Source organism: Alloactinosynnema sp. L-07, from assembly GCF_900070365.1.
Classification (GTDB): Bacteria; Actinomycetota; Actinomycetes; order Mycobacteriales; family Pseudonocardiaceae; genus Actinokineospora.
The window spans coordinates 3,162,334-3,177,830 of the sequence record NZ_LN850107.1 but is presented as its reverse complement, the minus strand read 5'-3'; the positions used below and the strand labels follow the sequence as shown (position 1 = coordinate 3,177,830).

General features: G+C 69.9%; 17 protein-coding genes. 16 read left to right on the top strand and 1 reads right to left on the bottom strand.

What is annotated here, in order from left to right; translation table 11 throughout:
• Window positions 1–102: 102 nt before the first annotated feature.
• The 16 genes from steA (at window position 103) to BN1701_RS13955 (ending at window position 14,167) form a co-directional block, all read left to right on the top strand.
• Window positions 103–1,287, top strand: a complete 1,185-nt coding sequence (gene steA / locus BN1701_RS14030; protein WP_054049032.1) for a putative cytokinetic ring protein SteA — start codon at window positions 103–105, stop codon at window positions 1,285–1,287.
• A complete protein-coding gene (locus tag BN1701_RS14025; protein ID WP_054049031.1) occupies window positions 1,284–2,225 on the top strand; it encodes a copper transporter in 942 nt (313 codons plus the stop codon). The genes steA and BN1701_RS14025 overlap by 4 nt, the downstream gene beginning before the upstream one ends.
• A gap of 190 nt (window positions 2,226–2,415) precedes the next feature.
• Window positions 2,416–3,078 carry a hypothetical protein gene (locus BN1701_RS14020; RefSeq protein ID WP_054049030.1) on the top strand — a complete coding sequence of 221 codons (663 nt, stop codon included), beginning with the start codon at window positions 2,416–2,418 and terminating at the stop codon, window positions 3,076–3,078.
• A gap of 248 nt (window positions 3,079–3,326) precedes the next feature.
• Window positions 3,327–5,039: a CTP synthase gene (locus BN1701_RS14015; protein WP_054049028.1), complete on the top strand. Its 1,713-nt coding sequence runs from the start codon at window positions 3,327–3,329 to the stop codon at window positions 5,037–5,039.
• A 5-nt stretch (window positions 5,040–5,044) separates the two neighbouring features.
• Window positions 5,045–5,668, top strand: coding sequence for an NUDIX hydrolase (locus BN1701_RS14010; RefSeq protein WP_054055848.1), 624 nt, complete (start codon window positions 5,045–5,047; stop codon window positions 5,666–5,668).
• 44 nt (window positions 5,669–5,712) lie between these two features.
• Entirely contained in the window at window positions 5,713–6,834 is a 1,122-nt protein-coding gene (gene ald, locus BN1701_RS14005; protein WP_054049026.1) for an alanine dehydrogenase, read from the top strand.
• Window positions 6,831–7,751 (top strand): site-specific tyrosine recombinase XerD, encoded by a 921-nt coding sequence (gene xerD, locus BN1701_RS14000; RefSeq protein WP_082859848.1) that lies wholly within the window; start codon window positions 6,831–6,833, stop codon window positions 7,749–7,751. The genes ald and xerD overlap by 4 nt, the downstream gene beginning before the upstream one ends.
• Before the next feature lie 44 nt (window positions 7,752–7,795).
• Complete coding sequence (locus BN1701_RS13995; RefSeq protein WP_054049021.1) at window positions 7,796–8,356, top strand: TetR/AcrR family transcriptional regulator; 561 nt, start codon at window positions 7,796–7,798, stop codon at window positions 8,354–8,356.
• Entirely contained in the window at window positions 8,353–8,994 is a 642-nt protein-coding gene (locus BN1701_RS13990; RefSeq protein ID WP_054049019.1) for a maleylpyruvate isomerase family mycothiol-dependent enzyme, read from the top strand. The genes BN1701_RS13995 and BN1701_RS13990 overlap by 4 nt, the downstream gene beginning before the upstream one ends.
• 64 nt (window positions 8,995–9,058) lie before the next feature.
• Window positions 9,059–9,373 carry a helix-turn-helix transcriptional regulator gene (locus BN1701_RS13985; RefSeq protein WP_054049017.1) on the top strand — a complete coding sequence of 105 codons (315 nt, stop codon included), beginning with the start codon at window positions 9,059–9,061 and terminating at the stop codon, window positions 9,371–9,373.
• A 90-nt stretch (window positions 9,374–9,463) separates the two neighbouring features.
• Entirely contained in the window at window positions 9,464–10,396 is a 933-nt protein-coding gene (locus tag BN1701_RS13980; protein WP_054049015.1) for a ParA family protein, read from the top strand.
• Window positions 10,330–10,632 (top strand): hypothetical protein, encoded by a 303-nt coding sequence (locus BN1701_RS13975; RefSeq protein WP_369800675.1) that lies wholly within the window; start codon window positions 10,330–10,332, stop codon window positions 10,630–10,632. Before BN1701_RS13980 ends, BN1701_RS13975 begins: the two co-directional genes overlap by 67 nt.
• Window positions 10,629–11,468, top strand: coding sequence for a ScpA family protein (locus BN1701_RS13970; protein WP_054049011.1), 840 nt, complete (start codon window positions 10,629–10,631; stop codon window positions 11,466–11,468). Before BN1701_RS13975 ends, BN1701_RS13970 begins: the two co-directional genes overlap by 4 nt.
• The gene (gene scpB / locus BN1701_RS13965) at window positions 11,465–12,199 is read left to right on the top strand and encodes an SMC-Scp complex subunit ScpB (RefSeq protein WP_231949597.1); all 735 of its coding nucleotides are present in this window, start codon (window positions 11,465–11,467) and stop codon (window positions 12,197–12,199) included. The genes BN1701_RS13970 and scpB overlap by 4 nt, the downstream gene beginning before the upstream one ends.
• A complete protein-coding gene (locus BN1701_RS13960) occupies window positions 12,189–12,932 on the top strand; it encodes a pseudouridine synthase (RefSeq protein WP_054049009.1) in 744 nt (247 codons plus the stop codon). Before scpB ends, BN1701_RS13960 begins: the two co-directional genes overlap by 11 nt.
• Window positions 12,933–12,988: 56 nt before the next feature.
• Window positions 12,989–14,167, top strand: a complete 1,179-nt coding sequence (locus BN1701_RS13955) for a DUF1015 family protein (RefSeq protein ID WP_054049007.1) — start codon at window positions 12,989–12,991, stop codon at window positions 14,165–14,167.
• Window positions 14,168–14,326: 159 nt separating this feature from the next.
• Here BN1701_RS13955 and BN1701_RS13950 read toward each other — a convergent pair whose 3' ends face one another.
• Window positions 14,327–15,496, bottom strand: coding sequence for a cation:proton antiporter (locus BN1701_RS13950; RefSeq protein WP_054055846.1), 1,170 nt, complete (start codon window positions 15,494–15,496; stop codon window positions 14,327–14,329).
• Window position 15,497 lies beyond the last annotated feature (1 nt).

Below are 15,497 nucleotides of genomic sequence, written 5' to 3'. Positions count from 1 at the left end.
CCCGACCGAGCAAACCGACCGACGTCACCCACGAGTCGGGAAAAGAGACAGTTCGCGGCGTGGCGAACGGACCGAGAGCTTCCGGTTTGTCACCATCGGCGCATGAAGCTTCCCGGTGTCCTAAGTCGATCACAGCACGCCCGACCTGGGGTGACGGGCGTCGCACGGGTCGATCGCCGGACCGGGGACCTCTTGCGCCGGGTGTCCCAAGGAGACGTCGTAATACTCGACCAACTCGATCTCGACCGGGCGACAGCCGACGCGCTAGTCCGTGCCGAAGTGGCAGGCGTCGTGAACGCTTCCCCGTCGATTTCAGGACGTTTCCCGAATCTGGGCCCGGAGGTGCTGGTCGGCGCCGGGATTCCGTTGATCGACGGCGTCGGCCAAGACGCGCTGCGAGCGATCAAAGAAGGCTCGAAAGTGCGGTTGCTCGACGGCACCGTGTACGTCGGGGATCGCGAGGTGGCGCAAGGGACGCCGCAGACCGTCGAGTCGGTGGCCGATCAGATGATCGAGGCCAAGGCCGGGATGTCGGCGCAACTGGAGGCGTTCTCCGCGAACACGATGGAGTTCCTGCGCCGCGAGCGCACGATGTTCCTCGACGGTATCGGGGTTCCGCAGCTCACCACGGTCATGAAGGGCAGGCAGGTGCTGGTGGTGGCGCCGGGCCACGAGCACGTCGCCGATCTCAAGGCGCTCAAGCGCTACATCGGGGAACACCGGCCCGTGCTCATCGGGGTCGAGTCCGGGGCCGACGCGCTGCGTGCGGCCGGGTACAAGCCCGATGTCATCGTGGGCGACCCGAACGGGATCGCCACCGAAACCCTGCGGGCGGGGGCCGAGGTTGTCGTGCCCGCGCACCCGGATGGCCATGCTCCGGGGCTCGGTCGGATTCAGGACCTTGGCATCGGCGCGGTGACCTTCCCCGCGTCCGGCAACGCCGAGGATCTTGCGTTGATCATCGCGGACACGCACAACGCCGATCTCGTGGTCACCGTCGGGTTCCAGGCCACGCTGCGGGAATTCCTCGACCGGGGGCGGTCGGGCTCCAACCCGTCGACCTTCCTGACCCGGCTCAAGGTCGGCGGCAAGCTGGTCGACGGCAAGGCGGTCGCCGCGCTGCACCGCAGTCGGGTGTCCGTGCTGGCGATCGTGCTGCTGGTCATGGCCGCGATGGTGGCCATCGCGGCGGCGGTCGCGGTGTCGGGGGTCGGCGCCGCGTACACCGACTGGATCACCGAAACCTGGAACTCGTTCGTCGTCTGGCTCAAGGGGCTGTTCTCGTGATCTCGCTGCGCTACCACATCATCTCCATCGCCGCGGTGTTCCTCGCGCTCGCTGTCGGTGTGGTGCTCGGCTCGACCACGCTGAGCCGGACGCTGCTGTCCGGCCTCAACAACGAGAACAACGACCTGGGCACCCAGGTCAGCGAGCTGGAGGACCAGCGCAACGCACTCAACGCGCGGCTCGGCGACGCCGATTCGTTCGCCGCGACGGTGGGGCCGCTGGCGGTCAAGGGCGCGCTGGCCCAGCGCACCGTCGTGCTGGTCACCACCGCCGACGCCCGCCCGACCGACCGCGACGCGCTCAAAGGGCTGATCGCCAACGCGGGGGCCACCGTCACCGGCGAACTCCAGCTGACCGAGGCCTTCGCCGACCAGGCACGTTCCGACCAGCTCAAGGACATCGTCACCCGGCTGCTGCCCGCGGGGGTCCAGCTGCCCACCGCGCCCGACCCCGGCACGCTGGCGGGCGGGCTGCTCGGGCCGCTGCTGCTCATCAGCAAGGCTGACAACAAACCGCAGGTCTCCGTGGAGGAATCGGCCGCCGTGCTGTCGGGCCTCACCGACGGCGGGTTCATCAAAGCCACCCCGGACCTCAAGCCCGCGCAGCTGGCGATCGTGCTCACCGGCGGTGCCGCGTCGGGTGACGGTGCGGGCGACCGCGCGGCCACCATCGCGAGGTTCGCCGCGCAGGTCGACCGGTCCGGCGCGGGCACCGTGCTCGCGGGCTCGGCGGGCTCGGCCAACGGCACCGGCTCGGTGGGCGTGGTTCGCGCCGACACGGCCGCCACGTCGATCCTGTCGACCGTCGACAACGCCGACACCCCTGCGGGCCAGATCGTCACGGTGCTGGCGCTGGTCGAGCAACTGGACGGCAAATCCGGCCGCTACGGCAGCGGTGGCAACGCCCAAGCCCCCGCCCCTGGCGCGCCCGCCGAGTAGCGACGCGCGGACACGATCGGGTCACGCGCGCTCCCCGCACCGTCGAGGCCACGACACCGTTGATCCACGTTCGGATGGTTGGCCGACACGTTCGAGTGGGGGACCGTCTGACCTGCTCATTTCCCTGCAGGCTGGACCGATGTCGCCCGTAAAGGATCGATTCGGTGCGCCAGGCACAAGGGAGTCAGACATGCGAAACATCAGGGCAGCACGGCTCGGGTTCTGTGCCGCCGTGGCGGCGGCGGGCATGGTGGTGAGCGCCACCCCGGCGCTGGCGACCAACCCGGCGGGGGTCGCGGCGCTGGGCTCGGCCCAGTTCACCAAGGGCGGTGTGGTCAGCAGCATCCCGACGCTGGCCCAGTGCGCCGTCGACGGCACCACCTCGGGGTCCTCCGGTGCGGTCGTCAAGTCCGGCGTGCGCTTCGGCGGCGGGACCACGAGTTGCACCACGACGGTCGTCGACCCGGACAACGACGTCACCACCACCAAGTCCGAGGCGCTCGGCCAGCAGTTCGAGCTGTCGGCGTTGATCTCGGCAGGCGGGCCGCGGATCCGCATCGGCAACTGGCGCGTCACCTGCAACGCCACCCAGAACGGCACCAGCGCGAGCTGGACGTACTCGGGCATGACCGGGCTGACCGGCCTGCCGAACCCGATGCCGCAGAACTTCGTCAAGGAGATCAAGCGCTCCAACGGCGTTCTCCTGGCCACGGCCAAGTTCAACGAGGTCACGCTGCCGAACCCGAACGACGGCAGCATCGCGCTGACCATGCTGCGCATCACCTTCGCCCCAGGCTCCAACATCACCGGCGAGGTAGTCGTGGGCTCAACAGCTTGCTCACCCACGCCGTGACATTGCGCGCCCTCCGGGCGCGCGGCTCGGCCGCCTAGATGGCGGCGTTCGGGGCCCCGCGGACACGACCTCCTTCGTCGGCGTGCCCGCGGAACACCGAACGCCGCCGCGGCCGAGCGCGGGTCCGACACGCCAGCTGAAAGGGGCCAGGCGCGTGCGGCCGAAGGCCGCACCGTGTTACCGTGAAGTCCCGTGGAACGGCGGCGGAATTCGCCTTGCCGAAAGTGAGATCGACCACGGGAGCATCGTTGCCGCAGCATGCCAGGACGACCAAACACGTCTTCGTCACCGGAGGCGTCGCCTCCTCGCTGGGCAAGGGGCTCACCGCGTCCAGCCTTGGCCAGCTACTCACCTCGCGTGGGCTGCGGGTCACCATGCAGAAGCTGGATCCGTACCTCAACGTCGATCCCGGCACGATGAACCCGTTCCAGCACGGTGAGGTCTTCGTCACCGAGGACGGCGCCGAGACCGACCTGGACATCGGCCACTACGAGCGATTCCTCGACCGCAGCCTGTCCGGCTCGGCCAACGTGACCACCGGGCAGGTCTACTCCGCGGTGATCGCCAAGGAGCGGCGCGGGGAGTACCTGGGCGACACCGTGCAGGTCATCCCGCACATCACCGACGAGATCAAGGCCCGGATCCGGGCCATGGCCGAGCCGGACGAGAGCGGCCGGGTGCCCGACGTGGTCATCACCGAGGTCGGTGGCACCGTCGGCGACATCGAGTCGCTGCCCTTCCTGGAGGCCGCGCGCCAGGTGCGCCACGACGTCGGCCGGGACAATGTCTTCTTCCTGCACGTCTCCCTGGTGCCCTACCTGGCCCCGTCCGGCGAGCTGAAGACCAAGCCGACCCAGCACTCCGTCGCCGCGTTGCGCAACATCGGCATCCAGCCCGACGCGATCGTCTGCCGCGCCGACCGGGAGATCCCCGACGGCCTCAAGCGCAAGATCGCGCTGATGTGCGACGTCGACACCGAGGCCGTCGTCGCCGCGCCCGACGCGCCGTCGATCTACGACATCCCGCGCGTGCTGCACGGCGAAGGCCTCGACGCCTACGTCGTGCGCCGCCTCGGCCTGCCGTTCCGCGACGTGGACTGGGCGGTGTGGGGCGATCTGCTCGACCGCGTGCACAAGCCCAAGGAAACCGTGCGCATCGCGCTCGTCGGCAAGTACGTCGACCTACCCGACGCATACCTCTCGGTCACCGAGGCGCTGCGCGCGGGCGGGTTCGCCCACCGGGCCAAGGTCGAGGTCACCTGGGTGCCGTCGGACGCCTGCGAGACCCCGGCAGGCGCGGCCGCCGCACTGTCTGGTGTGGACGGTGTGCTGATCCCGGGCGGGTTCGGTGTGCGCGGCATCGAGGGCAAGATCGGCGCGATCACCCACGCGCGCACCCACGGCGTGCCGACCCTGGGCCTGTGTCTCGGCCTGCAGTGCATGGTGATCGAGACCGCGCGCAACCTCGCCGGGATCAAGGACGCCAACTCCTCGGAGTTCGAGGAGTCCACCAAAGACGCGGTCATCAGCACGATGGCCGACCAGGAAGACGTCGTCGCGGGCGAGCGTGACATGGGCGGCACGATGCGGCTGGGTTCCTATCCGGCCAGCCTCGCCGCCGGGTCGGTCGTGGCGGGCGTCTACGGCAGCCGTGAGGTCACCGAACGGCACCGGCACCGCTACGAGGTCAACAACGCCTACCGCGACCGGCTGACCAAGGCGGGCGTCGTCTTCTCCGGCACCTCCCCGGACGGCCGCCTGGTCGAGTTCGTCGAACTGCCCGCCAAGGCCCACCCGTTCTTCGTCGGCACGCAGGCCCACCCGGAGCTCAAGAGCAGGCCCACTCGCCCGCATCCGCTGTTCGCCGGGTTCGTCAAGGCCGCGCTGACCTACCTGCAGGCCGAGCGGCTGCCGGTGGAACTCGACGACGAGCAGCCGGTGCCCGCCGGGGCGCAGGCGTGACCGACATCGATGAGGCCGCGCGCCACGAGTTCACCGTGGCGTCCACTCGCGACATCCACATCGGACGGATCCTCGGGCTCCGGCTCGACCAGGTCGTCATGCCGGGCGGCAACACCGCCGCGCGCGAGGTGGTCGAACACCTCGGCGCCGTGGCGATCGCGGCCATGGACGACGACGGGAACCTGGTGCTGATCCACCAGTACCGGCACCCGCTGGGCCGTCGGATCTGGGAGCTGCCCGCGGGGCTGATCGACAACGCCGACGAGGACCCGGTCGACGCGGCCAAGCGGGAGCTGGTCGAGGAGGTCGGCCTGGTCGCCGAGGACTGGTCGGTTCTGGTCGATGTCGCCGCCTCGCCCGGGTTCACCGACGAGGTGGTTCGGGTGTTCCTGGCTACCGGCTTGTCCAGTGTGGAGCGTGAGGTGCACGGCGACGAGGAGGCCGACCTGGTGATCAGGCGGTTCCCGCTGAGCGAGGCGGTCCGGTTGGTCCTGGCAGGCGAGATCGTCAACGGCGCAACGGTCGGCGGCGTGCTCGCCACCCACGCGGTGGACTCCGGCGTGGTGCCGCCGCGTCAGGTGCACGCGCCTTGGCAGGACCGGCCGACGAAGTTCGCCAAGCGACGCTAGCGCGTCAGCGGGCCCGAGTCGGTGGTCGCCACTAGGCTCGGGTCGTGCTGGTTGGCGTTCCGCGCGAGGTCAAGAACCACGAGTACCGGGTGGCGATCACCCCTGCCGGGGTCATCGAGCTGACCGACCGCGGCCACCGGGTGCTGATCGAGGCCGGGGCGGGCGCAGGCTCGTCGTTCCCCGACCACGACTACCAGGCCGCGGGCGCGGAGATCGTGCCCACCGCCGACGACGTGTGGGGCGCGGCCGAGCTGGTGCTCAAGGTCAAGGAGCCCATCGCCGAGGAGTACCCGCGGCTGCGGCGCGAACAGACGCTCTTCACCTATCTGCACCTCGCGGCCAGTGTCGAGTGCACCCGTGCCCTGGTCGACGCGGGCACGACGGCGATCGCCTACGAGACCGTGCAGGCCGTCGACGGTTCGCTGCCGCTGCTCGCGCCGATGAGCGAGGTGGCGGGCCGGATGGCGCCGCAGGTCGGCGCGCACTGCCTGGAACGCGCCCAGGGTGGGCGTGGGGTGCTGCTCGGCGGGGTGTCCGGGGTGGCGGCGGGCAAGGTCGCGGTCATCGGCGCGGGCGTGTCGGGGATGAACGCGGCGAGTATCGCGCTCGGTATGCAGGCCGAGGTCGTCGTTCTCGACACGAACGTCAACCGGCTGCGTCAGATCGACTTCACCTACCGGGGCCACCTGCAGACCATCGCCAGCAACGCATACGAGGTGGAGAAGGCGTGCCGCTGGGCTGACCTGGTCATCGGCGCCGTACTCGTCCCCGGGGCCAAAGCGCCCAAGTTGGTCACCAACGAACTGGTGTCGCGGATGCGGCCGGGTTCCGTCCTGGTCGACATCGCCATCGACCAGGGCGGCTGCTTCGCAGACTCGCGGCCAACGACCCACGCGGACCCGACGTTCAAGGTGCACGAGTCCGTCTTCTACTGCGTGGCGAACATGCCGGGCGCGGTGCCGAACACCTCGACCCGCGCGCTGGCCAACGTCACGCTGCCCTATGCCATCGCGCTCGCGGGCGGGGTGCGCGCGGCGGTCGCCGCCGATCCCGCGCTGGCCAAGGGCGTCAACGTGGCGGGCGGCGCGGTCGTGCACCCGGAGGTCGCCGAGGCGCACGGGTTCGCCCACGTGCCGCTGGCCGACGCGCTCGGGGGTGCGCGCTGAGCCCGATCGCCGCGGCGCTGCGCACGTACCTCGACCACCTCGCCGTCGAGCGGGGCACCTCGCCGAACACGCTCGACGGCTATACCCGCGACCTGCGGCGCTACCTCGACCACCTCGCTTCCAGTGGCATCGACGACCTCGACGCGGTGGGGGAGCGGCACGTCGCGGGCTTTCTGGCAGTGCTTCGCGAAGGCGACGCCGATCACCCACCCCTGGCCGCGTCGTCGGCCGCGCGGGCGCTGGTCGCGGTGCGCGGGCTGCACAAGTTCGCCGTGCGCGAGGGGCTGACCGAGCACGACGCCGCCCGCGAGGTGAAGCCGCCGACTCCGCCGCGCAGGCTGCCCAAGGCGCTGCCGGTGGACGACGTGCTGCGGCTGCTCGACACCCCGATCGGGGAGGGGCCTGGAGTGCTGCGCGACCGGGCGCTGCTGGAGGTCCTCTACTCGACGGGCGCGCGGATCTCCGAGGCCGTCGGGTTGGACCTGGATGACATCGACACCGTCGAGCGGACTGTGTTGTTGGACGGCAAGGGTGGCAAGCAGCGCCTCGTCCCGATCGGCAGGCCCGCCCTCAACGCTTTGGACGCCTATCTGGTGCGCGCGCGGCCCGGGTTGGCCGAGCGGGGTCGGGGGACGCCTGCAGTGTTCCTCAATGTGCGCGGAGGTCGGCTGTCGAGGCAGAGCGCGTGGAACGCGTTGAAGGTCGCCGCCGAGGTAGCGGGTATCCGGGTCCCGGTGTCGCCGCACACCCTGCGCCACTCGTTCGCCACACACCTCCTGGAGGGCGGCGCGGATGTGCGCGTGGTGCAGGAGCTGTTAGGACACGCGTCGGTCACCACGACGCAGATCTACACGCTTGTCACCGTGAACACTCTCCGCGAGGTCTACGCCACGGCCCATCCCCGGGCGCTTGGCTGAAAACTACAGTTGTAGTTAGTGAACTACGGATGTAGTATCCAAGGATGTCCAGCCGTCGTGAAGATCTGCTTGACGCCGCTATCAGCGTGGTCGGCGAGCAAGGGGTGCGGGCGCTGACACACCGGGCGGTCGACGCGGCGGCCCGGGTGCCCGCAGGGTCGACGTCCAACTACTTCCGCACCAAGGACGCGCTGCTCGACGGCGTGGTGGAGCGGGTCGCCGCGCGGGAGATGGCCAACTGGGGCGAAGTCGCCACGCGGGTCCCGCCGACGAGCCCCGCCGAGCTGGTCAAGGCGGTCGAGGGGTTCGTCCGCGACATGGCCGGAATCCATCGGGTCCTGGTGCTGGCCAGGCACGCGATCCTCATCGAGGCCGCCCAGCAGCCGCGGCTGCGTGAGCTGCTCGCCGCCACGGGACAGGGGGTCACCGAGTGGTTCACCGACTGGCTGCGCGCGGCCGGGTCGAGCGAGCCCGAGCGGGACGCCCCGATCGTGATGAACCACGTGACCGGCCTGGTGTTGCACCAGCTGGCCATCCCAGATCCGTCGTTCGGCGCGGTCGCGCAGGTCGCCGCGCTCATCGAGGCCCTTTTGGAGGAGAAATGAACCGGGACGAGGTCTTCGCCGCGATCGACCGGCAGCGGTTGCGCGTCTGCGAGTTGCTGTCGGACCTCGCGGTCGAGGAGTGGGAGCGGCCGTCGCTGTGTGACGGCTGGACGGTGCGGGACGTGGCGGCCCACCTGACGTTGCAGCAGTTGGGCCTGCGCGACCTTGGGAAGGCGACGGTCGCGATGGTCCGGGCGCGGGGCAATCTTGACCGGGGGATCTGGGCGATGGCGAAGTCGGCGTCGAGCAAGTCGACGGACCGGATGATCGCGGAGATCCGGGGGATGGTCGGCTCGCAGAAGATCAATATGGGTGTCACCTACAAGGAGACGCTGATCGACATCCTCGTGCACAGTCAGGACATCGCGGTGCCGCTGGGGCGGACGCTGGAAGTGGAGCCCGCGCCCGCGGCGGTCGCGGCGGACCGGATCTGGGAGATGAAGGGGCCGTTCTTCGTGAAGAAGAAGTTCAGCGGCTACCGGCTGACGGCGACCGACACCGACTGGTCAGTGGGTGAAGGTGTCGAGGTCAGCGGGCCAGTGGACGCGCTCCTCCTGGTCTTGGTGGGCCGCCTCGTGGCCCTTCCGCGCCTCTCGGGAGCGGGTGTGGGAGCGCTTACCGCGCGGTTGACGTTCTGAGATCGACTCCTGAGTACGACTCAGAAAGCGGGTTGGCTTAGTCTGTGCGCCCTGGAGGTGCCGGATGAGCGAACTGGACGAGCCTGAAATCGCGCAGGTGACCCTGCCAGGTGTGCTGCACGCGCTCAGTGACCCGACGCGGCTCGCCGTGGTCGCGCAGCTCGCGCGGGCGCAGGAGATGTCCTGCGGGAACCTCGAGGTCGCGGTGGCCAAGTCGACTCTGTCGCAGCATCTGCGCGTGCTGCGCGAGGCGGGGGTCACCCACACCCGCCCGGACGGCAACCAGCGGTGGCTCTCGATCCGCCGCGACGACCTCGACCAGGCATTTCCCGGTCTCCTGGACTCCGTTCTCGGCGCGCTGACGCCTTCCGACACCTGACCTGCCCACCGGCGAGCCGCGTAGGTGGGGACCGGGTGTCCCTTTACTCTGCGGTAGACAGGTTCGCAGGCGACAAGGAGCTAGATCGCCATGTCGACACTTCCGCAATCGGGGCGCGGCGCGGTCGAGCTGAGCATCGCGCCGCGCGCCGCGTCCGACGAGGACGAACAGCTTGACGACTCGGGTGGTGGCAACGGCGTGGGGGCGACAGGGAGACCGCGCCGCCACATCCCGGAGCCGCCGCTGCTCAGCGGGCACGGCCCGGCCAGGGTGCTCGCCGTCTGCAACCAGAAGGGCGGCGTCGGCAAGACGACGTCCACGATCAACCTCGGCGCCGCGCTCACCGAGTTCGGCCGCCGCGTGCTGCTGGTCGACTTCGACCCGCAGGGCGCGCTGTCCGTCGGCTTAGGCATCCCGGCCCACCAGCTCGAACAGACCATCTACAACGTGCTGATCGAGCGGTCGGTCGGCATTCACGACGTGGTGATCCGCACGTGCGTGGAGAACATGGACCTGCTGCCGAGCAACATCGACCTGTCCGCCGCCGAGGTGCAACTGGTCACCGAGGTCGGCCGCGAACACACCCTGCTGCGCACGATCCGACCGGTGATCGACGAGTACGACTACATCCTGGTCGACTGCCAGCCCTCGCTCGGCCTGCTCACCGTGAACGCGCTGACCGCCGCCGACGGCGTGCTGATCCCGCTGGAGTGCGAGTTCTTCAGCCTGCGCGGGGTGGCGCTGCTCATCGACACCATCGACAAGGTGCGCGACCGGCTCAACCCGAAGCTGGACATCACCGGCATCCTCGCCACCATGTTCGACCCGCGCACGCTGCACTCACGCGAAGTCATGTCGCGGGTGGTCGAGGCGTTCGGCGAGACGGTGTTCGACACGGTCATCAACCGCACTGTTCGTTTCCCCGAGACCACGGTCGCCGGTGAGCCCATCACCACCTGGGCCCCACGCTCGGCAGGGGCGAAGGCGTATCGTCAACTGGCCCGCGAGGTGCTGGCGCGGTGACCTACCCACGTGGCACACCGCGGCAGAAGCACAACTCGAAGATCACGGTTTACGTCTCGGATGAGGAATTGCTCGCTCTCGAACACGCCCGTCTCGCCCTGCGCGCGTCCCACGGCCTGGCCGTGGACCGCGGCCGAGTGGTGCGCGAAGCCGTCGCCGTGATCCTCGCCGACCTGCAGGACCACGGCGCGGACTCCGTCCTGGTGCGCAGGCTGCGCCAGGACGACGAGCAGTGACCGCGGTGGCCGACGTTCCCACCCATGAACCAGTAGCCAGCGGGAAGTTCACCGTCCGGCTATCGAATTTCGAGGGCCCGTTCGACCTGCTGCTGCAGCTGATCTCCCAGCACCAGATGGACGTCACCGAGGTGGCGCTGCACCGCGTCACAGACGATTTCATCGCCCACATCAAGTCCCTCGGCGACGACTGGGACCTCGACGAGACCACCGAGTTCCTGGTCGTCGCGGCCACGCTGCTGGACTTGAAGGCGGCCAGGCTGCTGCCCCAGGGTGATGTCGAGGACGAGGACGACCTGGCGCTGCTGGAGGCCAAGGACCTGCTGTTCGCCCGGCTCCTGCAGTATCGGGCGTACAAGCAGGTCGCGGCCCTGTTCGCGGAACTGGAACAAAACGCGCTGCGGCGGTACCCGCGGTCGGTGGCGTTGGAGGACCGGTTCCAGCAGTTGCTGCCCGAGGTGATGCTCGGGGTCGATCCGCAGCGGTTCGCCGAGATCGCGGCGGCGGTCTTCCGGCCGAAGCCGCCGCCGACGCTGTCGCTGGATCACCTGCACATGGGGAAGGTGTCGGTCCGTGAGACCGCGGCCCAGCTGCGGGTGAAGCTGGCGGCGATGGGGACGGCGAGCTTCGCCGAGCTGACGGCGGACTGTGAGCACACCATCGAGGTCGTCGCCTGCTTCCTGGCGCTGCTGGAGCTGTACCGGGAGGCCACGGTGCTGTTCGAACAGCACGACCCGCTGGGCGAACTGCGCGTGGAGTGGACCGGTGGGACGGTCGCGGAGGCCGAACTGGCCTCGGGCGTGGCGACGGACGCGGAAGATGAGGAGTACGGGTGATCCCCGTGGATGGGGCAGCGGAGCCTGCCGAGACAGTCGAGACACCCGAGACGCAAGAGACACCTGAGACTCTCGGGACCGCTGATGCCGCTGAGGTTGGCGGGGCCGATGGGACAGCTGATGTCGACGGGAGTGCCGACGCGCCGGACTCTGGGGATCTTGTCGCGACCGGCTCCTTCCCCGACCTCACCGAGGACGACGACCTCGACTCCGCCCTCGAAGCCCTTCTGCTCGTCGTAGACGCGCCCGTTGAGGACGAGGTGCTCGCGCTCGCGGTCGATCAGAGCGTCGCGCGGGTGCGGTTGGCCCTGCGTCGGATCTCCGGGCGGTACGCCGGGCAGGGCAGCGGGATAGACCTGCGGCGCGTGGGTGAGGGGTGGCGGTTCTACACTCGTGACAAGTACGCGCCTGTCGTGGAGAAGTTTCTGCTCGACGGGCAGCGCGCGAAGCTCACCAGGGCGGCGTTGGAGACTCTCGCCGTCATCGCTTATCGGCAGCCGGTCACCCGGTCGCGGGTGGCCGCGGTGCGTGGGGTGAACGTCGACGGCGTGATCCGCACCTTGGTCGTCCGGGGCCTGATCCAGGAGACGGGCACGGACGCCGAGACCGGTGGGATCCTGTACCGAACAACCGAGCTGTTCCTGGAGCGGTTGGGGCTGTCCTCCCTGGAGGACCTGCCCCCGATCGCTCCGCTATTGCCAGAAGTGGATGCGATTGACGATGTCGAATAGTCCCGGGCCGGAAGGCATCCGGCTGCAGAAGGTGCTCTCGAACGCGGGAGTCGCCTCGCGCCGGGCCGCTGAGGACCTGATCGATCAGGGCCGGGTGAGCGTCGACGGCGAGACCGTGCGCGAGCAGGGCATGCGGGTCGACCCGCTCAGCGTCGTCATCCATGTCGACGGCGTGCGCGTCGTCGTCCGCGATGACCGCGTGTACCTCGCGCTGAACAAGCCGCGGGGGGTGCACAGCACCATGGATGACGACCGTGGGCGCCCGTGTGTCGGCGACTATCTGCGCGACCGCGTCGACAAGCTGTTCCACGTCGGCAGGCTCGACGCCGACACCGAGGGGCTGCTGCTGCTCACCAACGACGGCGACCTGGCCCACCGGCTGATGCACCCGTCGTTCGAGGTGGCCAAGACCTACCTCGCCGAGGTGCCCGGACCGGTCGCCCGCGACGTGGGCAAACGCCTGCGCGAGGGTGTCATGCTCGACGACGGCCCGGCGCGCGTCGACTCGTTCCGGCTGGTCGACAACTTCGCGGGCAAAGCGCTGGTCGAGGTCGTGCTGCACGAGGGGCGCAAGCACATCGTGCGCCGCATCCTCGAAGAGGTCGGGCACCCGGTGCTCAAGCTGGTCCGCACCCGCATCGGCGATGTCCACCTGGGCAACCAGCGGCCGGGGTCGATCCGCGCGCTCAACCGGCCGGAGGTCGGCTCGCTCTACAGCTCGGTCGGGCTCTGAGCCCGGCACGATTCATTCTTTAGCGCGGGGACCCTCCTGACAGGCAGGATGGTCCCATGACTGGCTGGGTACGTCCGATCAAGCGCGGTTGGATCGTCCGCTCCGAGGTGCCCGGACCGGACGTCGACGAGTTCGCCGAGCCGCACCGCGTCACCGCCGCACTCGCCCAGCCGGGTGCGGCGCGTGGGACGTTGCTGGCCGTGCAGCACCCACACCGCACCCCGGCGGCGCTGGCCGACGGCCTGAGCCTGCTGCAAGCGTTGCCCGCGGCTCGTCGCGCGCTTCAAAACCTGGTCATCGGCGCGTACCGGTCGGTCGACGACGTGGTCGCGCCCTATCAGGTGGACGGTCCGGACGGGTCGGCCACCGGCCTGCTCTGCATGGTCGACCCCGCCGCGGTGGCTGGCGACGGCACGAGCCGGGTCGTGCATACCGAACAGGTCTACCCGGACGTGGTGGCCGAGCGCGCCGCCGTGCTGGCCGGACTTGGCTGCGCGACGAGCGCGGCGCTGCTGGTCCCGGTGTCCGACGGCGAACAGCTCACCGCCGCGGTCACCGACGCCATCGCCGCGGCAGGCGCACCCGCTGTGTCCACTGTGGATGCCGCAGGGCGCAGGCACCGGCTCTGGCTGCTGGGCCCCGGCCTCATCCGGGACGCGATCATGGCGGTGGCCGCCGCCCAGCCGCTGCTCGTGGCCGACGGCAACCACCGGGTCGCCGCGGCCGCCGCCGCCAAGCTCGACGGCATCCTCGCCCTGGTCACCGCCGGTCCGCTGCTGCGCATCGGGGCGTTCCACCGGGTGCTCGTCGGCACGGGACTCTCGGCCGAGGCGCTGGCCGACGCGTGGCGTGCGTGCGGTCTCGTGGTCCGCGATGCCCCTGACGCGCCCGCTCCCACGGTGCCGGGCACGGTCGTGGTCCGGTGCGGCGGCCGATCACTGGTCGTGGAGCTGCCGCCGACCGATCCCGTCGACGCGCTGCCGCGCATCGATCACGCCGTGGTCGAGGAGCTGATGGTGCACAAGGCACTCGGGATCGACCCGGAGGGTCCGCGGGTGCGGACGCTGCCGAACGGCCGCGAGCCGGGCGCCGACGCGGAGGCGGTGATCCTGATCGCGCCGGTCCCGCTCGCCGACGTGCTGACGATCCACGCCGCGGGCAGGCGGATGCCGCGCAAGAGCACCTACTTCACGCCCAAACCGCGCAGCGGGCTAGTTCTAGCCGACCTGAACTAGTGTTCTGCACCCGAAATCCGGTGCATAAGTCGGTGGTCCAGGTTTCCGCTGGGTGTGCGGACGGAAGGTTCTCGTACTGGTTGTCCGTGGGCTTTTCGGCCGTGCGGCCAGCGGGAAGCTGGGCCGCCGAATTATGTGGCGGATTTCGGGTGCAGGACACTAGCTCGCGGTCTTTCGGCGCAGCGCGTTGGCTACCGGTTCGACCACGCGAGCGGCGACCGGGCCGATGATCGCCATCAGCAGGACATAGGCCGTGGCCAGGGCGGCGAGTTGGCCGTCGACGGCGCCGGCGGTCACGGCGAGGCCTGCGATGACGATGGAGAACTCGCCGCGGGCGACGAGGGCGGCGCCGGTGCGGGCGCGGCCCATGCGGGAGATGCCCTGGCGGCGAGCGGCCCACCAGCCGGTGGCGACCTTGGTCAGCGTGGTCACCACGGCGAGGCCGACGGCGTAGGCGAGGACCGGCGGGATGGTGGACGGGTCGGTGTTGAGCCCGAAGACGACGAAGAACATCGCCGCGAACAGGTCGCGCAGGGGTTCCAGCAGCTTCGTGGCGTTCTCCGCGGTCGACCCGGAGATCGCGATGCCGAGCAGGAAGGCGCCCACCGCGGCCGAGACCTGCAGCTGCGAGGCCACCCCCGCCACGAGCAGAGCCGCGCCGAGCACCCGGAGGAGGAACACCTCGGGTTCGGGGCTGTCGACCAGCATCGACACGAACCGACCGAAGCGCAGCGCGATCACCAGTACCACGGTGATCACGACCAGCGAGATCCCCACGGCGGTGAGCCCGCCCAGCAGCGTCGCGCCCGCCAGGACGGCGGTGAGGATGGGCAGGTAGACGGCCATGGCCAGGTCCTCGAACACCAGGATCGACAGGACGACCGGTGTCTCCCGGTTGCCCAGCCGCCCGAGGTCGCCCAGGACCTTGGCGATGATGCCTGACGACGAGATGTAGGTGACTCCCGCCATCACCATGGCTCCGACCGGGCCCCAGCCCAGGATCAGCGCCACCGCGACTCCTGGTGCGGCGTTGAGCACGATGTCCAGCAGGCCCGCCAGCCAGGACCGACGCAGACCGGTCACCAGTTCGTCGGCCGAGTACTCCAGGCCGAGCAGAAGCAACAGCAGGACCACGCCGATCTCACCGGCGAGTTCGGCGAACTCCTCGATGCCTTCCAGTGGGATGAGTCCGCCCGCGCCGAAGGCCAGGCCGCCGACCAGGTACAGCGGGATGGGCGAGATGCCGATCTTCCAGGCGAGCCTGCCGAGCAGCCCGAGGCCGAAGAAGACCGCGCCCAGCTCGATCAGGGCGATAGCGGGGTTGTGCACG